Source organism: Streptomyces umbrinus, from assembly GCF_030817415.1.
GTDB lineage: Bacteria > Actinomycetota > Actinomycetes > Streptomycetales > Streptomycetaceae > Streptomyces > Streptomyces umbrinus_A.
Window position 1 is genome coordinate 3,357,883 of record NZ_JAUSZI010000002.1, and the last position, 14,027, is coordinate 3,371,909.

Sequence of the window (14,027 nt, forward strand, 5' to 3'; positions counted from 1 at the left end):
TTCCGGAATGCGCAAGACGATGACCGGCTGAGCTGCGGGACACGCAAGCGGTCACGGCGACGCAGACGGTGGCTGAGACGGGCGGTCCGCCTTCTCCGCATCGTCGCGGCGCTGGTGGCCGCGGCGGGCGTCGCGGTCGAAGATGCCGAGGATCTCGCACGGTCCGCCCTCGGCACCGATGGCGTGCGGAAGCATCGTGGTGAACTCCGCCGCCTGGTTGGTCTCGATCCGCAGGCGCCGGTTGCCCAGGAGCAGGATCGCGGTGCCGGAGAGGACGACGAGCCATTCGCGGCCCGGGTGGGCGCGCATCCGCGCGGGATTGTCGGGCGGCGGGTCTGTCATGCGCTGGCGTACGACGGTCATGCCGGGCTCCGCCTTGATGGGCCAGCGCATCAGCCCGTGGGTCGCGTCGATCATCGGGTTGGAGATGACGTCGTCCGTGGCGGTCTCGACCAGTTGGTCCAGGGAGGTGTCGAGGGCACGGGCCAGGGTGACGAGCTGGTCCAGGGCCAGGCGGCGCTGACCGGTCTCGATGCGGCTGAGCGTGGACTGGCTGACCTGGGCGCGGGTGGCCAGCTCCTCCAGGGACCAGCCCTGGGCCACGCGCAGGGCACGGATGCGTTTGCGTACCAGGCTGTCCAGCTCGCCATTGTCTTGCGTCATAGGCAACATCGTATGCCCGCGCGGCAAGAAGCGCTTAGCGTCGTTCCTGTCCGGCCCCGCAGTCCGCAAGGACTGGGCCCACCCCTGTCACCCATCACCCTTGGCGCTCCGGCGCCGATGTCCGCATGCCCTCCTGAGAGGAATCCCGAGGAATCCATGAGTACGAACCAGGCTCCAGAAGAGAGCCCCGAGCCGAGCGGCGTCGGCGCCCCGGGCGAAGGCGTCCCGGACGCGCGCCAGCGTCGCACGATCCTGATCGCCGTCTGTGTCGCGCTGATGGCCGTCATCGCGTCGGTGTCCGGGCTCAACGTGGCCCAGCCCGACCTCGCCGTCGCCTTCGACGCCTCCCAGAGCACGGTCCTGTGGATCATCAACATCTACACGCTGAGCCTGGCCGCGCTCCTGTTGCCGCTGGGCGCGATCGGCGACCGCTTCGGCCGCAAGCCCATGCTGCTCACCGGCCTGACCGTCTTCGGCGTCGCCAGTGCGGTGGCGGGTCTGGCCCCGTCGACCGAGGTCATGCTCGCCGCTCGGCTGCTGAGCGGAGTGGGCGCGGCGATGATCATGCCCATCACCCTCGCCGTCATCACCTCGACCTTTCCCAAGGAGGAACGGGGACGGGCGATCGGGGTGTGGACCGGTGTGGCCGGCGGTGGCGGCGTCCTGGGCATGTTCCTCTCGGCCGCCCTGGTCGACGCGGTGAGCTGGCGGTGGCTGTTCGTCCTGCCCATCGCACTCGTCGTGGTCGCCCTCGCCATGACACTGCGGTCCGTCCCCAACTCCCGCGAGAGGTCCGGGCACGCCTTCGACACCGTCGGCGCGCTGACGTCCGTCGTCGCGGTGGTCGGGCTCATCTTCGTCCTCCAGGAAGGTCCCGAACGTGGCTGGACCGCCCTGGCGACCCTGATCGGCCTGGTCGTCGGCGTCATCGCCGCCATCGGCTTCGTAACCTGGGAACTGCGCCGTCGGGACGCCGCGCTTCTGGACGTACGTCTGTTCCGTGAGCGTGGTCTGGCCGGGGGCTCGGTCACGCTTCTGGTGGTCTTCGGGGTCCAGGCGGGCATCTTCGTGGTCCTCTTCCCGTTCTTCCAGGCCGTCCTCGGCTGGTCGGGGCTGCTGTCCACCCTGGCGCTGATGCCCATGGCCGTCATGATGATGATGGCCTCCGGGCTCGCCCCGCGGCTGGCCGCGCGTGTCGGCCCCCGGGCGACCATGGCCACCGGCATCCTCCTGGCCGGTGCGGGTCTGGCGCTCATGGCCGCCGTCGTCTCCGTCGACGGCGGTTACCTGTCCGTCCTACCCGGGATGCTCGCCATGGGCATCGGCATGGGGCTGTCGATGACGCCCTCCACCGAGGCCATCACCAGTGCCCTCCCGCGGGAACGCCAGGGCGTCGCGTCCGCGCTCAACGACGTCACCCGCGAGTTCGGCACCGCGCTCGGCGTCGCCCTGCTCGGAGCTCTCCTGTCCGCCGGCTACCGGGGCGCCATCGACTCCCGGCTCGCCGGCGTTCCCGAGGGCCCGGCCGACACCGCGCGCGAAGGTGTCGCCAACGCGCTCGACGCCGCGCCCCAGGCCGGCGCCCATGCGCGGTCGCTGGTGCGCGCCGCCCAGGAGTCGTTCGTCGACGGCTGGCAGAACGCCATGTGGGCAGGCGTCGCCGTCATGGCCGCCCTCTTCGTCTACGTCCTCGCCCGAGGGCCTCAGCAGCCCACGGGCGCACCGGCGAGCCGGCCGGAACCGGCGGCCGACGCGATCGCTCCGTAACCCCCGACCACCACGAGAAGCCCGCTCACGGTGCCGACTGGATGTCCCCCCGCGTCGAGGAAGCGATGGTGTCGCGGTGCGCGAAGTCGCCCGGGGGGATGCCCGGGTGGTGTCCGAGCCGGGCCGGCTGCGCGGTGGCCGAGGGGTCGAGGGTGAGCCGGGAGACGATGCGGTAGCGGTCGCCGCGGTAGATCGAGTGGACGTATTCGACGGGCTGCCCCGTGGTGTCCGAGGTGAGCCGCTCGAAGAGCAGCGCCGGGGACAGCTCGGGAACGTCGAGCAGTTCGGCCTCGGCCCGGGTGACGACGGTCGGCTCGATCGCCTGCACGGCCTCCTGGACGTACACGCCGTGCTGTTCGCGCAGGTGCTCGTACAGGTCGCCGGCCTCCAGTTCCTCGGCGGAGAGGGTGGGGACCAGGTCGGCCCTGATGTGCAGATGCTCGATGGCCATCGGGGCGCCGTCGACCAGGCGCAGCCGTGCCACGTACACGATCTCGGCGGCGGGTGAGATGCGCAGTTTGCGGCCCACGCGGGCGCCTGCCGCGAAGGTGGTGAACTCCAGGAGGCGGCTCGACCAGGCCCCGGACGCCTGGGGCGCCGTCATGGTCTGCTGGCCGGAGACGAGTTCCTGGGTGATCTTCTCGGGCGCCACGAACATGCCGCGGCCGTGTTCCCGCACCAGGAGTCCCGCGGCGACGAGCTCGTCGACCGCCGCGCGCAGGGTCGGACGGGACACGCCGAGGCGGGCACAGAGGGCTCGCTCGGAGGGGATCGCGTCACCCGGGCTGCGCGACTCGACGAGATCGAGGATGAAGTCGCGGACCCGCTCCCGCTTGAGCACCGCGCCTGGTGCGTCTTCCTTCATGCCGTGCCCCCTCATGCGCGCCAGCCGCTTTACCAGTTGACCAGTGGTCGCGCGCAACTGCCCTCCTGGTGGGGCGAAGTGTAACCGCTGCCGAACGGTGATCGCCCAGGCCCTGACCGGCTCAGGTGTCAAAAACCCAGCGGGCGCGGGGGGTTGACGCCACTGATTGGTCTATGCCAGTTTCATCCCCGCATCAAGAGGTGAGCTGTCCAGTGGGCTTCACTGGTCAGGTGGTTGGGTCATGTCCTCCAGAGGTGAACCGTGAAGCTCCGCTTGTTTGCCGGTGTGTCCGTGCTTGTGATGACCGCCGGGCTGAGTGCCTGCAGCAGTTCCTCCGACGACTCCGACGGCAGTTCCGGCGGGAGCACCACCATCGACGTCTGGCTGATGCGCGACAGCGTCTCGGCCGAGTTCCAGAGGGACTTCGTCAAGGGCTTCGAGGCCGCTCACCCGGACATCAAGGCCAAGGTGCAGATCCAGGAGTGGGACGGGATCGGCGAGAAGGTCACGGCGGCCCTCGCCAGCGGTGACGCACCGGACGTGATCGAGACCGGCAACACCCAGGTCGCCCAGTTCGCGCAGAGCGGTGGCCTGCTCGACCTCAGCGACAAGGTCGACGAACTCGGGGGCAAGGACTGGCTCAAGGGTCTCGCCGAGCCCGGCGCCTACGAGGGCAAGCAGTACGGCATCCCGTACTACGCCGCCAACCGCGTCGTCATCCACCGCACCGACCTCTTCAAGGAGGCGGGCGTCGACCCGGCCGCGATCAAGACCCGCGACCAGTGGATCGCCGCCACCAGGAAGCTCAACTCCGGTGACACACAGGGCATCTATCTGCCCGGTCAGATGTGGTACGCCCTCGCGGGCTTCGTCTGGGACGAGGGCGGCGACCTCGCCACCGAGTCGGGCGGCAAGTGGCAGGGCGACCTCGACACCCCCGAGGCGATCCGCGGCATGGAGTTCTACGAGAAGCTCCAGGCACTCGGCAAGGGCCCCAAGGACTCCGACGAGGACAGCCCTCCGCAGGCGGACGTCATGGCCAAGGGGAAGGTCGCCCAGGTCATCTCGACTCCCGGCGGCGCCAACGTCATCATCGAGAACAACCCCCGGCTGAAGGGCAAGCTCGGCTTCTTCCCGATCCCGGGCAAGACCGCCGACACACCAGGCGCAGTGTTCACCGGCGGCTCCGACCTCGTCATCCCGACGGCCTCCGCCAAGCAGGACGCGGCCTACACGTTCATCAAGGAACTCACCGGCGACGCCTGGCAGAAGAAGCTCGCCGTCGCCATGAGCTACGTCCCGAACAAGACCACCCTGGCCTCCGCGGTCGCCTCCGACCCGGGCGCCTCGGCCATGGCGGTCGGCGCCGCCGAAGGCCATGCCACACCCAACACACCGGGCTGGGCCGCCGTCGAGGCCAAGAACCCGATCAAGGACTACATGACGGCCGTTCTCACCGGCGGCGACGCCAGGAAGGAAGCCGCCACCGCGTCCGACGCCATCACCACGGCGATGAACTCCGGCTCCTGACCGCCAACGCGGCGGAACCGCCAACGCACCGGAGGAAGAGTGCCGTGTCGGCCGTCCGAGAGCAGACCGCGCCCCACCCCCCACCGAGCACCCCCCGGCCCCGGCGCACCACCGGCCCAGGACGGCGCGGCCCGTCGCAGGACGGCGGCCGCGGGATCTGGCCGTACGTCCTGATCGCACCCGCCGTCCTCGGCACGCTCTACCTGCTCGTCTATCCCCTGGTCCGCGCCGTCGTGATCTCGCTGCAGGACTTCGGGCTGCGTCAACTCATCCTGGGCGACGCGCGTTTCGTCGGGCTCAAGAACTACGAGACGCTGCTCGGCGACAGCCGCTTCTGGGAGGTCGTGCGCCGCACGTTCCTCTTCATGGCGGTCAACGTCGTACTGATCATGGTGCTGTCCACGCTGGTGGCGCTGATGATCGAGCGGCTCGGCCGGTTCGGCCGGATCGCGGTCCTCAGCGCGCTGGTGCTGACCTGGGCGATGCCCGTCATCGCGGCGACCACCGTCTTCCAGTGGCTGTTCCACTCGGAGTTCGGCATCGTCAACGCGGTCCTGACGGACCTGGGGTTCGAGTCCTTCGACCGTTACCCCTGGTTCGCGCACGGACCTGCCGCCTTCGCCATCCTCGTCGCCCTCATCGTGTGGCAGTCCGTGCCGTTCGCGGCGATCACCCTCTACTCGGCCCTCACCACCGTCCCCACCGAGCTGTACGAGTCGGCGCGGCTCGACGGGGCGTCGGGGCCGCGGATCTTCCGCTCCATCACTTTTCCGATCGTCCGGCCGATCTTCATGCTCGTGCTCTCGCTCGAAGTGATCTGGACCTTCAAGGCGTTCGTCCAGATCTGGGTGATGACCAACGGCGGGCCCGGCGACGCGACCACGATCCTGCCCGTGTACGCGGTGCAGACCGCCCTGTCGAGCCAGCGCTACGACCTCGGATCGGCGGCCTCCATGGTCACCGTCGTGCTGATGTCGGGCGTCCTCGTCCTCTACTTCCGCCAGATGTTCCGCCAGGAGGACGAGCTCTCATGAGCACCACCACCCGGCTCCGCCTCCGCCGACTGCCCCTGAACGCCGCCGCCGTGGTCACGGTCGTGGTGTGCCTGTTCCCGGTCTACTGGATGGTCGTCACCGCGTTCACCCCGAGCCGCGACATCCAGTCCGACAACCCCCGGCTCCTGCCGGAGAGTTGGACGCTCGACCACTTCCGCACGGCCGTCGGCGCCGACGGCTTCGGTCTGTTCTGGCGCAACAGCATCCTCGTCACACTGAGCGCCGTCGCGCTCGCCCTCGTCATCGCGCTCGGCGCCGCCTACGCGGTCGCCCGGATGAGGTGGAGGGGGCGCCGGCAGTTCGTTCTCATGGTCTTCATCGCCCAGATGGCGCCCTGGGAGTCGCTGATCATCCCGGTCTACATCATCTCCCGGGACACCGACATGCTCGACCGGCTGCCGACCCTGACCCTCGTCTACTTCATGATGACGCTGCCGTTCACCCTCATCGTCCTGCGCGGCTTCATCGACACCATCCCCCCGGAGCTGGAGGAGTCGGCCCAGGTCGACGGCTGCACCCGGCTCGGCGCCTTCCGGCACATCGCGTTCCCGCTCCTCGCCCCGGGCCTGATGGCCACCTCGCTGTTCGGCTACATCACCGCCTGGAACGAGTTCACGTACGCCAACTTCCTGATCATCAAGCAGCAGGACAACCGCACGCTGCCCGTGTGGCTGTCCTCGTTCCAGAACGTGTTCGGCACCGACTGGGGCGCCACCATGGCCGCCTCGACCCTCTTCGCCGCCCCGGCACTCGTGGTGTTCCTGGTGCTCCAGCGCCATGTCACCTCGGGCTTCGCCGCCGGCGCGGTCAAGGGCTGACCCCGCGCACTCCCCCAGCACACTCCCCCCGCAGTCCCCCGCGAGCTTCGTTCCGGAGGCGATCCGTGCCCGCACAGCCGTCCGCAATCACCCTCGTCCCCCGCCCCACCGAGACCGTGCTGCGGCCGGGGTACTTCACGCTGGACGACGACACCGCCCTGAACATCGGCGCAGGCACCGAACCGGCCGCGGAACTGCTGCGCACCCTGCTCGCCCCCGCCACCGGACTGGCCCTGCCACCGTCCCCGACCGGGCAGTTGAAGCTGGCCATCGACTCCGGCCTCGGCGGCAGCCTGGGCGACGAGGGATACGTCCTCACGATCGCCCCGGACGCAGTACTGCTGCGCGCCGCGCACCTCACCGGGCTGCTGCGCGGTATCCAGACGATCCGTCAACTCCTGCCCCCACAGGCCCTGTCGGGGACTCCGCAGGGCGACACTCCGTGGCTGCTGCCGTGCTCCGAGATCACCGACCACCCCCGGCACCCCTGGCGCGGCGCGATGCTGGACGTGGCACGCCACTTCCAGCCCGTCTCCTATCTGCGCCAGTACGTCGACGTGCTGGCCCTGCACAAGATCAACGTGTTCCATCTGCATCTCACCGACGACCAGGGCTGGCGCATGCCGGTCGCCGCCCGCCCCAAGCTCACCGAGATCGGCGGCCATCGCGCCGAGTCCCAGACGGGCCCGGCCGGCAGCGGCACGTACGACGGCGTCCCGCACGGCGGTGCGTACACGCGGGCCGAACTCGCCGGTCTGGTGCGGTACGCGGCCGCTCGCGGCGTCACTGTCATGCCGGAGATCGAGATGCCGGGGCACGTACGCGCCGCCCTCGCCGCCTATCCCTCACTGGGCAACCACCCGGAGCGCACCCTCGACGTCTGGACGCGCTGGGGTGTGTGCGACACCGTCCTCGGTGTCCACGACGAGGTCCTCGACTTCTGCCGCACGGTCCTCGAAGAGGTCATGGACGTGTTCCCGTCGCCGTACATCCACCTCGGCGGCGAGGAGTGCCCCACCGCCGAGTGGACGCACAGCGTCGCCGCACGCGAACGAGCGGTGGCGGAGGGCCTGCCGAACGCCGAGGCGCTGCACGGGTGGTTCCTCGGACAGATCGGCGACTTCCTCGTCCGCCGCGGACGCCGACCGGTCGGCTGGGCCGAGACCGGGGCCGAACTGCCCCTGGACTTCACCGTGATGACCTGGCGCGACCCGTCCCACACCCTGACGGCGGCCCGCCGCGGCCACCCCGTGATCAACGCGTACCACCGGGCCACGTACCTCGACTACGTCCAGTCCGACGACCCCCACGAGCCGCCGGCCCAGCCCGGCACCGTCGTCGATCTGCGCGCGGTGCACTCCCACGACCCCGTCCCCGAGGACGCGGACGCCGAGGCGGCCGGACGGGTGCTCGGCACCCAGACCCAGCTGTGGACCGAGTTCGTCACGACGCCCGCCCACATCGAATACCTCACCTATCCGCGGCTGTGCGCCCTCGCCGACCGCGGCTGGAGCGGCGCGACCGACTGGGCCGACTTCCGTGCCCGGCTCGGCGAGCACACCGCCCGGCTCGACGCGCTCGGCATCCACCGCCACCCCTGACCTGTCCGTTCCGGGAATCACCCCCACCTTTCTGGAGAGGAACAACGATGAGATTCGCGAAGAAGAGGCTGCGCGCCACCGCACACACCGCCGTCGCCGTGGCCATGGGCGCCGCCGCGCTCACGGCACTCCCCACCACCGCGAGCGCGGCCGCCGACGGGCTGAGCGTCCAGTACCGTACGAGCGCCACCGGAGCCGGCGCCGACCAGGCCGAACCCTGGTTCAAGGTGAAGAACACCGGTACCACCAGCGTGCCGTTGAGCGGCGTCAAGGTCCGCTACTACTTCAAGGCCGACTCGCCGGACGCGACCTACCGCTTCGCCTGTTCCTGGGCGGTCAAGGGCTGTGCCAACGTCACGGGCACCTTCGGCACACTCGCCAACCCGACCGCCACGGCCGACCGCTACCTGGAGGTCGGCTTCACCTCCGGTGCCGGTTCGCTGGCCCCGGGCGCCGACACCGGCGACCTGCAACTGCGCTTCTTCCAGTCGAACTGGGCGTCGCTGAACCAGAGCGACGACTACTCCTTCGGCGCCTCCCGGACGTCGTACGGCGACTGGACCAAGGTCACGGCCCAGCTGGCCGGCACGCTCCTGTGGGGCCAGGCCCCGGCGGGCAACGGGCCGACGGATCCGCCCACCGACCCGCCGACAGATCCTCCGGCCGAGGGCGCCGCGCTGTTCGACGACTTCAACTACAGCGGCCACACCGACCCGAGGATCTCGGCGAACGGCTGGAACGTGCGCTCCAACTCCGGTGGCCCCGGCGTGCCCGGCGCCACCTGGGCGCCCGAGAACGTCACCTTCGCCACCACGGGCGGCAACTCCATCATGAACCTGGAGACCTCGACCGCAGGCACCGCGGCGAGCACCGAGCAGACCGAGATCCTCACCAGGTCGACGAAGTTCAAGAACGGCACCTACGCGGCCCGCGTCAGGTTCAACGACGCGCCCAAGTACGGCCCGGACGGCGACCGACTCGTCCAGACGTTCTTCACGATCAACGACCTCAAGGCGCCGATGGCGGACGACTACGCCGAGTACGACTTCGAGTACCTGCCCAACGGCGGCTGGGGCGAGCCGGCCAACATCCTCTACACGACGTCCTGGGAGACCTACCAGGCCGACCCGTGGGTGGCGGTCAACCAGCACACCGAGGCCCGCCAGAGCTTCAGCGGCTGGCACGACCTGGTGCTGACCATCGACAACAGCACCATCAAGTACTACGTCGACGGACAGCTCTTCGGCACCCACGGCGCCCAGTACCTGCCGGAGCGGCCGATGTCGATCAACTTCAACCAGTGGCTGATCGACCTCGCGGGCCAGACCAGCACCACCGCGCGGGCGTACGACCAGCAGGTCGACTACGTCATGCACGTCAAGGACCAGGTCCTCACGCCGGCCCAGGTCAGCGCCAAGCTGAACGCGTACCGCAGCGCGGGCACCAGGTTCGAGGACACCGTCCCCGGCGCCTGACGGGCCCCTGACCGGCCCGGGGCCCGCCCCGGACCGGTCACCCTCCGCTGCCGGGCCGGCGGCTCGCGGCCGACTTGACGATCGTCGAGCACCAGGCGAGGTCCGCGGCGTCCACGGGCGCCGCGGACAGGGTGTCGAGCCAGCGCCGCCAGAGGTCCGCCCTGCTCCACGCGGTGAAGCGGCGGTGCGCGGTGGAGTGCGAGATCCCGAACTGTGCCGGGAGCTGCTGCCAGCTGCAGCCCGAGGTGAGCACGTAGACCACGGCGGTGAACGCCGCGCGTTCGTTCGCGGATTCTGAGGCCAGCAGCGGTTCGGCGGCGGCCCACAGCGCGTCCGGTACGAGATGCCGTGCCAGGACGGGGCTCAGCGTTGCGGAGAGGTGCTCGCGGATCTCCTCGTCGTCGTCCGTCGGCGCGGGCGTCGACGACGGTTCCCCGGCCGCCGGGCCGCCCTTCTCCCGGAGCCCGGCGGCCGGGGCCACGGTCTCCTCCGTGGGCCGGTCCGTCTGCCGGTCAGTCGTCTGGTCGGCGGCCTGGGACCGGTAAGTCCGCCACTGGGTCAGCAGGTCGTGGTGGCTGCCCCGGACCCAGCGCATGTAGTCGCGCATGTTGCCCAGGCGGCGGCGAGGCGCCTCCTCCTCCGGGCCGAGCAGTTCGATGGCCCGCTCGGCGAGCTGTTCCTGCCGGTCCAGATAGCACACCGACGACCTCACTCCGATCCCGGGCAGCCCGCCGGGCCCCGGCCTGCTGCCCGCCGGCTGCGCCTTCCATCCGCGCTGCCCTGACGTCGGTGAACGCTGCGCGACGCAGGAGCCGATGCTGCTCCCGGCCCTCCCCGACCCGCCCGCGCGCCTCGTCGCCTGCCACTATCCGCTGGAGGTCTCCGGTGCCCGATGACGTCCCGACCTGTGCCCCGCTCCTTGAGGCGCGCGGCCTGGTCAAGCACTACCGGTCCGGCGGACTGCCCCTCGGCGGCAGGCGCCGGGCCACGGTCAAGGCCGTCGACGGCGTCGACCTGACCCTGCGGCGGGGCTCGACCCTCGGTCTCGTGGGCGAGTCCGGCTGCGGCAAGTCGACCCTCACCCGCCTGCTGATGGCACTGGACCGGCCCACCTCCGGCACCGTCCTCGTCGAGGGCCGGGACCTGCTCACCCTGCCGTCGGCCGAGCTGCGCCGCCGCAGGCGGGACATCCAACTGGTCATGCAGGACCCGTACGCCTCCCTCGATCCCCGGATGACGGCCCTGGAGATCGTCCGTGAACCGCTCGACATCCACCGCGACCTGATGCCGACGAAGGAACGCGCGTCCTGGGCGCACGAGTTGCTCCACATGGTCGGGCTCGACCCCGGGCACGCGCACCGCCACCCCCACCAGTTCTCCGGCGGGCAGCGCCAGCGCCTCGGCATCGCCCGCGCACTCGCGCTCCGCCCGAAGATCCTGGTCTGCGACGAGCCGGTGTCGGCGCTCGACGTGTCCGTGCAGGCCCAGGTGATCAACCTGTTCAAGGAGCTGCAGCGGGAGTTCGGGCTCAGTTACGTGTTCATCGCGCACGATCTGGCCGTGGTCCGGCACGTCGCCGACGAGGTCGCCGTCATGTATCTGGGGCGGATCGTCGAGCACGGCGACCGCGACACCGTCTACTCTCGCCCCGCGCATCCGTACACCCGGGCGCTGCTCTCGGCCGTCCCGGATCCGAACCCGCGCGGGCGGGGCGCCACCGGCCGCATAGTGCTGCAGGGCGACCCTCCCAGCCCGACCCGGCCACCCACCGGCTGCGCCTTCCACACGCGCTGCTGGAAGAGCGAGGAGATCTGCGTGGATCAACAGCCTGTTCCGACCCCTGAGTTGGCCGTCGGACGGCGGCAGGTCTCCTGCCACTTCCCCGAGAACTGACAGGACGGAACAGCCGCATGCTGGAGCAGGAGATCTTCCGGGTCGACGACCCCGGACGGATCCGTGATCTCGCGAGAGCCCACCCCTGGGCCACCCTGATCAGTCACACTCCCGACCGCGGACTGGTCGTCTCCCACCTGCCGGTCCTGGTCGACGACTCGAGCCAGGACACCGGTGACACCCGGGACGCCGGCTGCACGCTCCTCGGTCACCTCGCCAGGACCGACGCCAGGAAGCACGAACTCGGCTCCCACGAGGTCGTCGTCGTGCTCCAGGGGCCGCACGGCTACATCTCGCCGAGCTGGTACGGGGAGACACCCCACGTCCCGACCTGGAACTTCACCGTCCTGCACGTCCACGGCCGCCCCGAGGTCCTCGACCCGGCGGACACGTACGACGTGCTGTCGGCCACCGTCGACCACTTCGAGGACCGCTTGCCCGAGCCATGGCGGCCGGCCCGCGTGGAGAGTTACGCCCACCGGATCGCCGCCGCCGTCACCGGATTCCGGCTGCCCGCCACGAAGGTGACCGCCAAGGCGAAGCTGAGCCAGGACGAGCGCGAGGAGATCGTCCTCCGCCTCGCCGGGGCCCTCGAATCCGGCGGGCCGTACGCCGTTCCCGAACTCGCCCGCGCCATGCGCGACATCCGGAGGAAGCCGTGACCAAGCCGAACAGCGTGACCGACCCGAACACCGCGGCGACCGGCGCCCCCTCGGCCACCGCCGAGCCGCTCACCCTGCACCGCGTCCACCTCGGCGCGGGCGGACCGCTGAGCGACGTCCGTATCGAGTCCGGTCTCGTCAGGGCCGTCTTTCCGGCGGGCGAAGCACCGCGCGCGGACGGGCAGAGCCTCGACCTCGACGGCCGTACGCTGCTGCCGGGGCTGTGGGACTCACACGTACACATGGTCCAGTGGGCGGGCCTGCGCCGGCGGCTCGACGTGTCCGGCGCCCGCTCGGCGCGGGAGGCCGCGGACGCGGTCGGCAGGCAGGCCGCAGCCCTGCCGGCCGGTGAGCACATGATCGGCTACGGCTTCCGCGACGGACTGTGGCCGGACGCACCCCACAAGAACCTCCTCGACGCCCTCGTCCCGGACCGCCCCGCCCTGCTGATCAGCATGGATCTGCACTCCGCCTGGCTCAACTCGGCCGGACTCGCCCTGGTCGGACGCGGCGACCACCCCACCGGACTGCTGCGCGAGGACGAGTGCATCCAGGCCATGGCCCAACTCCCCACCGCCTCGGTGGAGTTGACGGACCAATGGGTGCAGGAGGCCTGCGTCGCCGCCGCCGCGCGAGGGATCACCGGCATCGTCGACTTCGAGTACGCGGACAACATCGCGGACTGGACCCGCCGGATGAACGGCGCCCCGGTGCCGCTCCGTGTGGCCGCCTCCATCTGGTCCCCGCAACTGGAGGCGGCGATCGGGCGCGGGCTCCGCACCGGCCAGACCCTGGACACCCCCGGCGGGCTCCTGGAGGTCGGGCCGTTCAAGCTGCTCACCGACGGCTCGCTCAACACCCGTACCGCGCTGTGCCACGAGGCGTACCCGGGCGCGGTCCCCGGCGAGCCCGGCTCCCACGGACTGGAGCAACTGCCCCCGCAGGAGCTGGTGTCCCTGCTGCGCCACGCCTCCTCCCACGGGATCGAGCCCGCGGTCCACGCGATCGGGGACCGCGCGAACGAGATGACTCTCGACGCGTTCGAGGCGGTGCGCTGCCACGGCCGGATCGAGCACGGCCAGTTGCTCGCCCCCAAGGACATCCCGCGCTTCGCCGAACTGGGCGTCACCGTGAGCATCCAGCCCACCCACGCGGTGGACGACCGGGACGTCGCCGACCGGCACTGGGCGGGCCGGACCCACCGGGCGTACGCCTTCGCCGACCTGCTCGACGCCGGGGCCGTCCTGGCGCTGGGCTCCGACGCCCCCGTCGCCACGCTCGACCCCTGGCTGACCATGGCGTCCGCGGTGACCCGGACCGGCGACGAGCGCCCGCCGTGGCACCCGGAACAGCGGATACCGGTGGCGGCCGCCCTCGCCGGCTCGTCCCGGGGCCGGCGGCTGATCCGGGTCGGCGACCGGGCGGACCTGGTGGTGACCGACGCCGATCCGCTCACCGCGGACGCCCGGACCCTGCGCGAGATGCCGGTGCACGCCACGCTGCTCGCCGGCGCCTGGACCCACGGGCCGTCACTGTGACCGGCTCGCCGTACCCGGTGCGCTGTGACCTGTTCCGGCCCGACGATGACCATCTTGGTCTAGACCTTGACGTGTCCCACTCATGAGGACCACTCTGAGAGCGCTCTCAAAACGACCGGAGGGGGCCGCGCCGCCCTTGCCTCCCCATCACGGGACGCGG

At 70.8% G+C, this 14,027-nt stretch carries 13 protein-coding genes; 10 read left to right on the forward strand and 3 right to left on the reverse strand.

What is annotated here, in order from left to right; translation table 11 throughout:
• Window positions 1-51 precede the first annotated feature (51 nt).
• Complete coding sequence (locus QF035_RS14800) at window positions 52-663, reverse strand: helix-turn-helix domain-containing protein (protein ID WP_307520772.1); 612 nt, start codon at window positions 661-663, stop codon at window positions 52-54.
• A gap of 156 nt (window positions 664-819) precedes the next feature.
• On the opposite strand from QF035_RS14800, the gene QF035_RS14805 reads away from it, so the two are divergent.
• A complete protein-coding gene (locus QF035_RS14805) occupies window positions 820-2,430 on the forward strand; it encodes an MFS transporter (protein ID WP_307520774.1) in 1,611 nt (536 codons plus the stop codon).
• 25 nt (window positions 2,431-2,455) lie between these two features.
• Here QF035_RS14805 and QF035_RS14810 read toward each other — a convergent pair whose 3' ends face one another.
• Window positions 2,456-3,295 (reverse strand): GntR family transcriptional regulator, encoded by an 840-nt coding sequence (locus QF035_RS14810; protein WP_269651089.1) that lies wholly within the window; start codon window positions 3,293-3,295, stop codon window positions 2,456-2,458.
• 261 nt (window positions 3,296-3,556) lie between these two features.
• Here QF035_RS14810 and QF035_RS14815 point away from each other — a divergent pair, with 261 nt between their 5' ends.
• From QF035_RS14815 to QF035_RS14835, 5 genes are all read left to right on the forward strand, one after another.
• Entirely contained in the window at window positions 3,557-4,825 is a 1,269-nt protein-coding gene (locus QF035_RS14815) for an extracellular solute-binding protein (RefSeq protein WP_307520776.1), read from the forward strand.
• Window positions 4,826-4,869: 44 nt separating this feature from the next.
• Window positions 4,870-5,859, forward strand: coding sequence for a carbohydrate ABC transporter permease (locus QF035_RS14820; RefSeq protein ID WP_307520777.1), 990 nt, complete (start codon window positions 4,870-4,872; stop codon window positions 5,857-5,859).
• Entirely contained in the window at window positions 5,856-6,698 is an 843-nt protein-coding gene (locus QF035_RS14825; protein WP_307520779.1) for a carbohydrate ABC transporter permease, read from the forward strand. Before QF035_RS14820 ends, QF035_RS14825 begins: the two co-directional genes overlap by 4 nt.
• 65 nt (window positions 6,699-6,763) lie before the next feature.
• Entirely contained in the window at window positions 6,764-8,299 is a 1,536-nt protein-coding gene (locus QF035_RS14830; RefSeq protein ID WP_307520781.1) for a beta-N-acetylhexosaminidase, read from the forward strand.
• Window positions 8,300-8,346: 47 nt separating this feature from the next.
• The gene (locus tag QF035_RS14835; RefSeq protein WP_307520782.1) at window positions 8,347-9,774 is read left to right on the forward strand and encodes a cellulose binding domain-containing protein; all 1,428 of its coding nucleotides are present in this window, start codon (window positions 8,347-8,349) and stop codon (window positions 9,772-9,774) included.
• Between the two features lie 37 nt (window positions 9,775-9,811).
• Here QF035_RS14835 and QF035_RS14840 read toward each other — a convergent pair whose 3' ends face one another.
• Window positions 9,812-10,486, reverse strand: coding sequence for a transposase (locus QF035_RS14840; RefSeq protein WP_307520783.1), 675 nt, complete (start codon window positions 10,484-10,486; stop codon window positions 9,812-9,814).
• 34 nt (window positions 10,487-10,520) lie between these two features.
• On the opposite strand from QF035_RS14840, the gene QF035_RS14845 reads away from it, so the two are divergent.
• From QF035_RS14845 to QF035_RS14860, 4 genes are read left to right on the forward strand one after another with little or no spacing between them, the layout of a single operon-like run.
• The gene (locus QF035_RS14845; protein ID WP_307531118.1) at window positions 10,521-10,670 is read left to right on the forward strand and encodes a hypothetical protein; all 150 of its coding nucleotides are present in this window, start codon (window positions 10,521-10,523) and stop codon (window positions 10,668-10,670) included.
• The gene (locus tag QF035_RS14850) at window positions 10,660-11,667 is read left to right on the forward strand and encodes an ABC transporter ATP-binding protein (RefSeq protein ID WP_373466654.1); all 1,008 of its coding nucleotides are present in this window, start codon (window positions 10,660-10,662) and stop codon (window positions 11,665-11,667) included. Before QF035_RS14845 ends, QF035_RS14850 begins: the two co-directional genes overlap by 11 nt.
• Window positions 11,668-11,684: 17 nt before the next feature.
• Window positions 11,685-12,329, forward strand: a complete 645-nt coding sequence (locus QF035_RS14855; protein WP_307520784.1) for an FMN-binding negative transcriptional regulator — start codon at window positions 11,685-11,687, stop codon at window positions 12,327-12,329.
• The gene (locus tag QF035_RS14860; RefSeq protein ID WP_373466655.1) at window positions 12,326-13,867 is read left to right on the forward strand and encodes an amidohydrolase; all 1,542 of its coding nucleotides are present in this window, start codon (window positions 12,326-12,328) and stop codon (window positions 13,865-13,867) included. The genes QF035_RS14855 and QF035_RS14860 overlap by 4 nt, the downstream gene beginning before the upstream one ends.
• The last annotated feature ends 160 nt before the right edge of the window (window positions 13,868-14,027 follow it).

Excerpts from the sequence above, each read along its gene's own strand:
- QF035_RS14800 (WP_307520772.1), bottom strand. The coding sequence starts at position 663 with ATGACGCAAGACAATGGCGAGCTGGACAGCCTGGTACGCAAACGCATC.
- QF035_RS14805 (WP_307520774.1), top strand. The coding sequence starts at position 820 with ATGAGTACGAACCAGGCTCCAGAAGAGAGCCCCGAGCCGAGCGGCGTC.
- QF035_RS14810 (WP_269651089.1), bottom strand. The coding sequence starts at position 3,295 with ATGAAGGAAGACGCACCAGGCGCGGTGCTCAAGCGGGAGCGGGTCCGC.
- QF035_RS14825 (WP_307520779.1), top strand. The coding sequence starts at position 5,856 with ATGAGCACCACCACCCGGCTCCGCCTCCGCCGACTGCCCCTGAACGCC.
- QF035_RS14835 (WP_307520782.1), top strand. The coding sequence starts at position 8,347 with ATGAGATTCGCGAAGAAGAGGCTGCGCGCCACCGCACACACCGCCGTC.
- QF035_RS14855 (WP_307520784.1), top strand. The coding sequence starts at position 11,685 with ATGCTGGAGCAGGAGATCTTCCGGGTCGACGACCCCGGACGGATCCGT.